The following is an 8,001-nucleotide window of genomic DNA, read 5'->3' as shown; positions in this document are numbered from 1 at the left end:
CGCATTCCCCAATGTCGACGACGCTGTCAGGGAATCACGAATCACCCAAAAGCAAAACCTAAAACGCAAGAAAGCGAAGTCCAATACCCCGCTTTCCTGCAAAATCGAATACTACATCAAGGCCAATTCTGCTTATTTCTCAAGTCAATCCGCATTCTTCACGGACGACTATTGCGGCTTTCGGAACGGGACCACGTCACCGTCGGCCGCGCCGATCACTACTCGTGCCATCTCAAGCGGGTCGAAACCGAGCTTGACCAGCGCATCGGCGACGCCCTGGCGGTCGAGCTCGCGGACGATCGCCTCGGCAACCTTCATCAGTCGTGCAGTTTCAGCAATCTCGGACACTATATATTGGCTTTATATTTGGCTTGCGACCAGGGGGGGTCGGCTGGCCCTGCAAGTTAGCCAGAACGGACCGGGCACGCCAGTTTCAGAATTCCCACGGTTTGGGAGATTCAGAACTCTGCGAGATTTCTTCCGGACAGTATTGGGTGCCGGGCAGGGAGGATTTTGATGCCCGAAGCCCCTCACCGGGCCGTTTTCAACGGCAAGGGTTTCGAATCGGTCCAGTCTTGCTTGAAGAGCGGCCATGGTACGGCGTCCCTGAACTTTGGTTGCGTCGTGAGGAAACATATTTACCAAGTAGATCCAAGTTTCCGCCATGGTTCGTGGCGCCAAGGTAGGTTAGCGGCGCTCATACTTCTCGATTGAAGGGTTGGCGCGATGAAACGGAATAAGGCGCCTTTCCCCCGTCGATGCGGGATGCCCTCCGGGAAAGCGCCACAACTCACCTCGCACCATGACTGATCATTCGACGTGCGGCGCGCTGCGTGACCCCCGCACGTAGGCTCGATGCGGGCCTAATTCAAACTGGCACAAACGTGCTTGGCAATGACGTCAGTCTTCGCGAGCGAGGCGCTTTGCCGTGCCCGGTTCGGAACTTCCGATTTGGGGAAGGACGATTCCACGACGATTTTTCAGTGTTGCACGAAAAAGTCCCTACCCATTGCTACCTTAGGGCGAAATATTGAGTTTGCATGGGCCGCGTTCGTCGTATTTGCTTCTAGTCACCGCCGGACCGTTGCGCACCTATCGCTCGTCCGCAATTACCTTGCCGTCGTTCGGCAGCGAGCCGGTGCCGACGAGCTCGACGGTGCCCCCCAGTTTCGTGACCGCACGCAGCGTCGCAGCAACTTCGCTCAACAGGGCATCCGACGCCGAGGCACATTCGGCCCTCAGAGTCATGGCGTCGGCCTCGCCGGCGCGCGTGACCACGAGGCGCAGCCGTCCGAGTTCGGGATGGCGCCTGCCGATCTCGGCGATCTGCTCAGGTCGCACGAACATCCCCTTCACCTTGGTGGTCTGGTCGGCGCGGCCCATCCAACCCTTGATGCGCATGTTGGTGCGGCCGCAGCGGCTTGCGCCGGGCAGGGCGGCGGTCAGATCGCCGAGCGCGAGGCGGATCCAGGGATGATGCGCATCGAGCGAGGTCACCACGATCTCGCCGACGTCACCGGGCGCAACCAGATCCCCAGTGCCGGGCTTGACGATCTCCAGGATCAAATCCTCATTGACCGTCATTCCCTCGCGCGCTGCCGTCTCGAACGCGATCAGGCCGAGATCGGCGGTGCCGAAGGCCTGGTAAGCCTCGACGCCGCGCGACTTCATCTCCTCCTGCAGCGATTTCGGAAATGCCGCGCCTGAGACCAGCGCGCGCTTGATCGAGGACACATCGCGGCCTGCGGTGGCGGCGGCATCGAGCAGGATCTTGAGGAAGTCCGGGGTGCCGCTATAGCCGACCGGGCGATAGGCCTCGATCAGCTCGAATTGCTGCTCGGTATTGCCGGGGCCCGCCGGGATCACCGCACAGCCGAGCGCCCGCGCGGAAGCATCGAAGATGAAGCCACCAGGGGTGAGGTGATAGCTGAAGGTGTTCAGCACCACATCCCCCTCGCGAAAGCCCGCCGCAAACAGCGCCCGGGCGCCGCGCCAGGGATCCGCCTGGCGGCCCTCCGGCTCGAAGATCGGTCCGGGCGAGGTGAACAGCCGGGCGAACGAGCCGGGCGTGTCGGCCACGAAGCCGCCGAACGGCGGGGCGGCCTTGTGCAGGGCCGGCAGCTCCGACTTGCGCAGCACCGGCAGCCCCGCCAGCGCCTCCCGGCTGGTGATGGAGGCGGGATCGATGCCCCTCAACAGGTTGGCATAGGCGGGCGCCGCCATCGCCTTGCGCAGCGCCTCGGGCAGCCGGGCGAACAACGCGGCCTCGCGCTCGGCCGGATCACGCGTTTCAAGGGCGTCGTAATGGTCGGTCATGGCAGGTCCTTGAGAGGATGTGCGCGGGTTGCGTGCCGGTCCGCCCGTGCTATCAGACGCTGATCGCTGACATTGGGACGGTTCCAGGGAGCACGATGGCTGAGGCAGAAAGCGTTGCGGCGGACGGGGCCGCCGACGTCGTCGCGAGGCTGAAGCACCGTATCATTGGCGAGGCCCTGCCGCTGTGGTCGACCACGGGCTGGGACAGCGCCGCCGGCGGCTTTGTCGACCGGCTGCACCAGGACGGGACAGCCGACGGCGCGGCCCCGCGCCGGATCATGGTGCAGGCCCGCCAGATCTATTGCTACGCCAAGGCGGCCCAGCTGGGCTGGTACCCGGAAGGACGCGCGGTCGCGCTGAAGGGGCTGGACTACCTGCTGGCCAAGGCCAAGGCGCCGGACGGCCGGCCCGGCTTCGTCTACAGTCTGACGGCCGAGGGCGGCGTGCACGATCCGCTGCGCGACACCTACGGCCACGCCTTCGTGCTGCTCGCGCTCGCGACCACCTACGGCCTCGACCAGGACGCCCAGATCCGCGCCGAGATCGACGCGCTGCTGTCGTTCCTCGATACCCAGCTGCGCTCGCCCCATGGCGGCTTCCACGAGGGCCTGCCGCCCTCGATGCCGCGCCGGCAAAACCCGCAGATGCATCTGTTCGAGGCGATGATCGCCTGCTTCGACGCGACCCACGATCTGTCGTTCCAGAACCGCGCCGGCGATTTCTTCGCGCTGTTCCTGGCCAACCTCTACGACAAGCAAACGCGCACCCTTGGCGAATATTTCGAGGAGGACTGGTCGAAGATTCCGCCGGTCAGCGTCGAGCCCGGGCACCTCGCGGAGTGGGTCTGGCTGCTGAAGGGATTCGAGCGTATCACCGGCTGCCCGACCGGGCGATCGCGCGGCGAGCTGCTGGCGTCGGCGCTGCGCTATCGCGACGCGGCCACCGGCTGCCTGGTGGACGAGGGCGATGCCGAGGGCAACATCCGCCGCCACACACGGCGGCTGTGGCCGCAGAGCGAGCTGGCAAAGGCGTGGACCGCGCAGGCCGAGTCGGGCGAAGCCGGCGCGGCGGACGAGGCGCGTGCGGCGCTGGTGCTGCTCGAGCGGCACTATCTCGGCCATGCCGTGGCCGGCGGCTGGTACGACCAGTTCGACCGCGACGGCAATTCGCTGGTCGACACGATCCCGGCGTCGTCGTTCTATCATGTGCTCTGCGCGGTTACTGAAGCCGAGCAGGTGCTCGGATAGAACCGCCTTCCTGGTCTGACGCGTTTTCTGCACACGCAACTCCGCCCGAAAACGCTCGCTATCCTCACAGCCAGCGCTTGCGCCGCTTGAAGCTCTTCAGGTTCTTGAAGCTCTTGCGCTGATCGCCGGCGCCGCCGAGGTAGAATTCCTTGACGTCCTCGTTGTCGCGCAGTTCGTCGGCGGAGCCGTCGAGCACGACCTTGCCCTGTTCCATGATGTAGCCGTGGCTCGCGACCGAGAGCGCTGCGCGCGCATTCTGCTCGACCAGGAGGATCGTGACGCCGAGATCGCGGTTGATCTCCTTGATGATCGAGAACACTTCCTTGACGAGCAGAGGCGACAGCCCCATCGACGGCTCGTCCATCAGGATCATCTTCGGACGGGCCATCAGCGCGCGGCCGATCGCCAGCATCTGCTGCTCGCCGCCGGAGAGATAGCCGGCGAGGCCGGTGCGCTCCTTCAGGCGCGGGAAATACTTGAACACCATGTCGATGTCATCGGAGACCTCGCCGTCGCGCCGGGTGAAGGCGCCGAGCCGCAGGTTCTCCAGCGACGTCATGTCGGCGACGATGCGGCGGCCTTCCATCACCTGGAAGATGCCGCGGCGGACGATCTTGTCCGGATCGATGCCGTTGATGCGCTGGCCCTCGAACAGGATCTCACCGCGGGTGACCTCGCCGTCCTCGGTCTTGAGCAGGCCGGAGATCGCCTTCAGCGTGGTCGACTTGCCGGCGCCGTTGGCGCCGAGCAGCGCCACGATCGCGCCCTTCGGCACCTCGAGGCTGAGGCCGCGCAGCACCAGGATGACGTCGTCATAGACGACCTCGATGTTGTTGACGCTGAGCAGCGGCGGCGGCGGGACTGCCGTCGGCCCCGGGCGGGTGGCTTCGAGGGTTTCGTTCATGGTCTGTGTTACCCTTCGACGTCATTGCCGGGCATAGCCGTCCGAAGGACGGCGTCGCTTCCGCTCGCCTTTGACCCGGCAATCCATCGATCGGAATACGTCTTCGCTTGATGGATGCGCGGGTCGAGCCCGCGCATGACGATGTGTGGACGTGATCGGCCGCCTCACCACCCAAACCATTCCGGCTTGCGCGGCAGGTCGACGGTCTTCACCTTCTCGAGCTTGATCGTGCCCTTGCCCATCAGGTCGTTGATGTCGCCATCGGTCGCGCCCGAGACCTTCGAGCGATACAGGTCGACCTTCGTGGTCGGGCGGTGATCCTTCTCGGTCCAGGTCGACGGATTGCAGACGCCGTCCATGCCGGCCGGCACCCAGTCCTTCTTCTGGTAGAAGCCCTTGGCGACGTTCTCGCCGGTGGCGCCGCCGTTCTTGGCGGCCCAGTCGAGCGCTTCCTTCAGATAGAGCGCGCTGCAGACCGCGGCGATGTAGTGCACGGGCCGATAGACCTTGCCGGACGGGTCGGACATCTTGGAGATTTCCATCACCGTCTTCATGCCGGGCGCGTTGCCGCCCCAGCTCACCGCCGTGCGGAGCGGGAAGATCACGCCGTCGGCTGCATCGCCGGCGGTCTTGGCCGCGTTCTCGTCCATGCCCCAGACATTGCCGAGGAACTGGACGTCGACGCCGGCGGTCTTGCAGGCCTTCAGCACCGAGATGTTGGAGGCCGCCGTGTTGCCGAGATAGGCATAATTTGCGCCCGAGCTCTTTAGGCTGAGACACTGCGCCGAGTAGTCGCCGGGCGACAGCGCGAACACCAGCGGCGGCAACACTTCGAAGCCGAGCTCGGTCGCCAGCGCTTCACCGGCCGCCTTCGGCGCGTTCGGATACGGATGGTTGGCGCCCATGTGGACGAATTTCGGCTTGCCGGGCTTGCCCTTGGCCTTCCAGTCCTCGGCGGCCCAGGTCAGCATCGCGCGCATCGAGTCCGAATAGCTCGGACCGTAGAAGAAATTGTACGGCGCGGGCTTGGCCTTGCCGCTGGTGCCTTCCGGATCGGTCAGCGCGGCGGCGTAGGAGCCGGAGATGTCCGGGATCTTGTCCTGCGCCAGGAAGCCGGTGAGGGCTTCGGTATCCGCCGTGCCCCAGCCCATGATCGCCGCGACCTTGCCGTCGGGCGCCGACCATTTCTTGTACAGCGCGATGGCGCGCGGCACCTGGTAGCCATAGTCGTTGCTGTCGACATTGAGCTGCTTGCCGCCGATGCCGCCGTTCTTGTTGACCCAGGCGAAGGTGTCCGCGACGCCCTGGCCATAGGGGGTACCGACGTCGGACGTGCCGCCCGAGAGGTCCTGCAGATGGCCGATGGCGATCTGCGCCTGCGCGGTGGCGGATGCGCTGCCGATCAGCAGGGCAAGGGAGACCGAGCTCAAAAGGGATCTAATCGTCATTTTTCTTTCCTCCTGCTTATTCGTTGAACCGAATTTTGAGTTGCGTTCCGTGCCTTGTGTCAATGCGAGAACGGGTAGAGCTTCCAGTAAGCCTTGATCTGCCGCCAGCGATGCGCGAGGCCGTCCGGCTCGAACATCAAGAAGCCGATGATGATCAGGCCGATCGCGATCTCGCGCAGGAAGGTGATGTTGTTGTTGAGCTGCAGCGCCTTGTCGATGGCGCCGCCCTTCAGCCAGGCGCTCAGCCATTCCATCGATTCCGGCAGCAGCACCACGAAGGCCGTGCCCATCAGCGTGCCCATCACCGAGCCGGTGCCGCCGATGATGACCATGGCGAGGAACAACACCGAGCGCTCGATGCCAAAGCCTTCCTGCGAGACCACGAGCTGATAGTGCGCGTAGAGCGCGCCGGCGATGCCGGCAAAGAAGGCGGCAAGCCCGAACGACAGTGTCCGGTACTTGGTGAGGTTGATGCCCATGATCTCGGCGGAGAGATAGTGATCGCGGATCGCGACCAGCGCGCGGCCGTCGCGGGTGCGCACCAGGTTGGTGACCAGCAGGTAGCTGATCACCATGTAGGCGAGCACGACGTAGAAATACTGCCGGTCGCCGCGCAGGGTGTAGCCGAAGATCGAGAACGGATTGGCGCTGGCGGGCACCGAGCCGCCCGAGAACCATTCGGCGCGCGAGAAGAAGTCGAGCAGGATGTACTGCGCAGCGAGCGTCGCGATCACGAGATAGAGTCCCTTCAGCCGCGCCGCCGGCACGCCGAAGATCAGGCCGACCAGTGCCGTGACGACGCCGGCGAGGGGGATGGCGAAGAACACCGGAATCGGCGCGTTGTTGGAGATGTAGGCCGAGGTGAAAGCGCCGAACAGGAAGAACGCGGCGTGGCCGATCGAGATCTGGCCGGTGAAGCCGACCAGGACGTTGAGGCCGAGGGCCGCGATCGCGAAGATGCCGATCTGGATCGCGATCGAGAGCAGGTAGTTGGACAGCAGCATCGGCGCGAAGCAGGCGAGCACGATGCCTAGGATCGCGAAATTGCGGCTGGTCGCGGTCGGGAAGATCGTGGTGTCGGCCGCATAGCTGGTGCGGAAATCGCCCGAGGGGATGAGTGTGCTTGTCGCCATTGATCAGACCCGCTCAATATCCTTGGTGCCGAACAGGCCGTACGGCTTGATCATCAGGATGATGATCAGGACGTAGAACGGCGCGATCTCGTAGAGATTGCCCCAGTGCAGGTACTGGCTGTCGACATACTGGGCGACGTTCTCCAGCAGCCCGATGATGATGCCGCCGAGCACGGCGCCGCCGACCGAGTCGAGCCCGCCCAGGATCGCGGCCGGAAACACCTTGATGCCGTAGGCGGAGAGGCCGGACGACACGCCGTTGACCACGGCGACCACGACACCGGCGACCGCCGAGACCGTGGCCGAGATCGCCCACGCCATCGCGAACACGTTCTTGACGGAAATGCCGAGCGACTGCGCGACCTGCTGGTTGAAGGCGGTGGCGCGCATCGCAAGGCCATATTTGGAGGCGCGGAAGAACCAGGCCATGCCGACCATCATGGCGAGCGAGACCACGAGGCTCATGACATAGACGGTCTGGATCTGCAGCCCGAACAGGCTGACCGACTGGCTCTGGAACACGCGCGGGAACGGCTGCGGGTTGACGCCGAAGATCCACTTCAGCGCGGCCTGGAACACCGTCGACAGGCCGATCGTCACCATGATCACTGAGATGATCGGCTCGCCGATCATCGGACGCAGGATCACGACCTGGATCGCGATGCCGAAGATGAACATGAAGACCAGCGTGATCGGCATGCCGACCCAGAACGGCACCTGATACTTCGTCAGCAGCGCCCAGCACACCCAGGCGCCGACCAGCAGCAATTCGCCCTGCGCGAAGTTCACGACCTGCGTCGCCTTGTAGATCAGCACGAACGACATCGCGACCACGCCATACAGCGTGCCGACCACGAGGCCGTTGACGATCAGCTGGATCAGGAACTGGATGTTCATGGGGTCTCGCCGAATTTGTGGCTCGTCATCGCCGGGCTTGACCCGGCGATCCATCG

General features: G+C 64.4%; 7 protein-coding genes. 1 reads left to right on the top strand and 6 read right to left on the bottom strand.

Features of this window, described 5'->3' with window-relative positions; genetic code table 11:
- Positions 1-168 precede the first annotated feature (168 nt).
- Together Q2M23_RS27320 and Q2M23_RS27315 are read right to left on the bottom strand one after the other, a co-directional pair.
- Complete coding sequence (locus Q2M23_RS27320; RefSeq protein WP_316397671.1) at positions 169-318, bottom strand: hypothetical protein; 150 nt, start codon at positions 316-318, stop codon at positions 169-171.
- 774 nt (positions 319-1,092) lie between these two features.
- Positions 1,093-2,316: a phenylacetate--CoA ligase family protein gene (locus Q2M23_RS27315; RefSeq protein WP_316397670.1), complete on the bottom strand. Its 1,224-nt coding sequence runs from the start codon at positions 2,314-2,316 to the stop codon at positions 1,093-1,095.
- 95 nt (positions 2,317-2,411) lie between these two features.
- On the opposite strand from Q2M23_RS27315, the gene Q2M23_RS27310 reads away from it, so the two are divergent.
- The gene (locus Q2M23_RS27310) at positions 2,412-3,563 is read left to right on the top strand and encodes an AGE family epimerase/isomerase (RefSeq protein WP_316397669.1); all 1,152 of its coding nucleotides are present in this window, start codon (positions 2,412-2,414) and stop codon (positions 3,561-3,563) included.
- Positions 3,564-3,627: 64 nt separating this feature from the next.
- Here the strand turns inward: Q2M23_RS27310 and Q2M23_RS27305 are convergent, their stop codons facing one another.
- The 4 genes from Q2M23_RS27305 to Q2M23_RS27290 form a co-directional block, all read right to left on the bottom strand.
- A complete protein-coding gene (locus Q2M23_RS27305; RefSeq protein WP_316397668.1) occupies positions 3,628-4,467 on the bottom strand; it encodes an ABC transporter ATP-binding protein in 840 nt (279 codons plus the stop codon).
- A gap of 164 nt (positions 4,468-4,631) precedes the next feature.
- Entirely contained in the window at positions 4,632-5,915 is a 1,284-nt protein-coding gene (locus tag Q2M23_RS27300; RefSeq protein WP_316397667.1) for an ABC transporter substrate-binding protein, read from the bottom strand.
- Positions 5,916-5,974: 59 nt separating this feature from the next.
- Positions 5,975-7,048 carry a branched-chain amino acid ABC transporter permease gene (locus Q2M23_RS27295; protein WP_316397666.1) on the bottom strand — a complete coding sequence of 358 codons (1,074 nt, stop codon included), beginning with the start codon at positions 7,046-7,048 and terminating at the stop codon, positions 5,975-5,977.
- A gap of 3 nt (positions 7,049-7,051) precedes the next feature.
- Positions 7,052-7,945, bottom strand: a complete 894-nt coding sequence (locus Q2M23_RS27290) for a branched-chain amino acid ABC transporter permease (protein ID WP_016847993.1) — start codon at positions 7,943-7,945, stop codon at positions 7,052-7,054.
- Positions 7,946-8,001: the final 56 nt, after the last annotated feature.

Origin of the sequence: Bradyrhizobium sp. 33ap4 (assembly GCF_032654765.1) — a bacterium.
Lineage (GTDB): Bacteria > Pseudomonadota > Alphaproteobacteria > Rhizobiales > Xanthobacteraceae > Bradyrhizobium > Bradyrhizobium australafricanum.
Note: the sequence above shows the minus strand (reverse complement) of the source record. Positions and strands in the feature narration are given on the sequence as shown.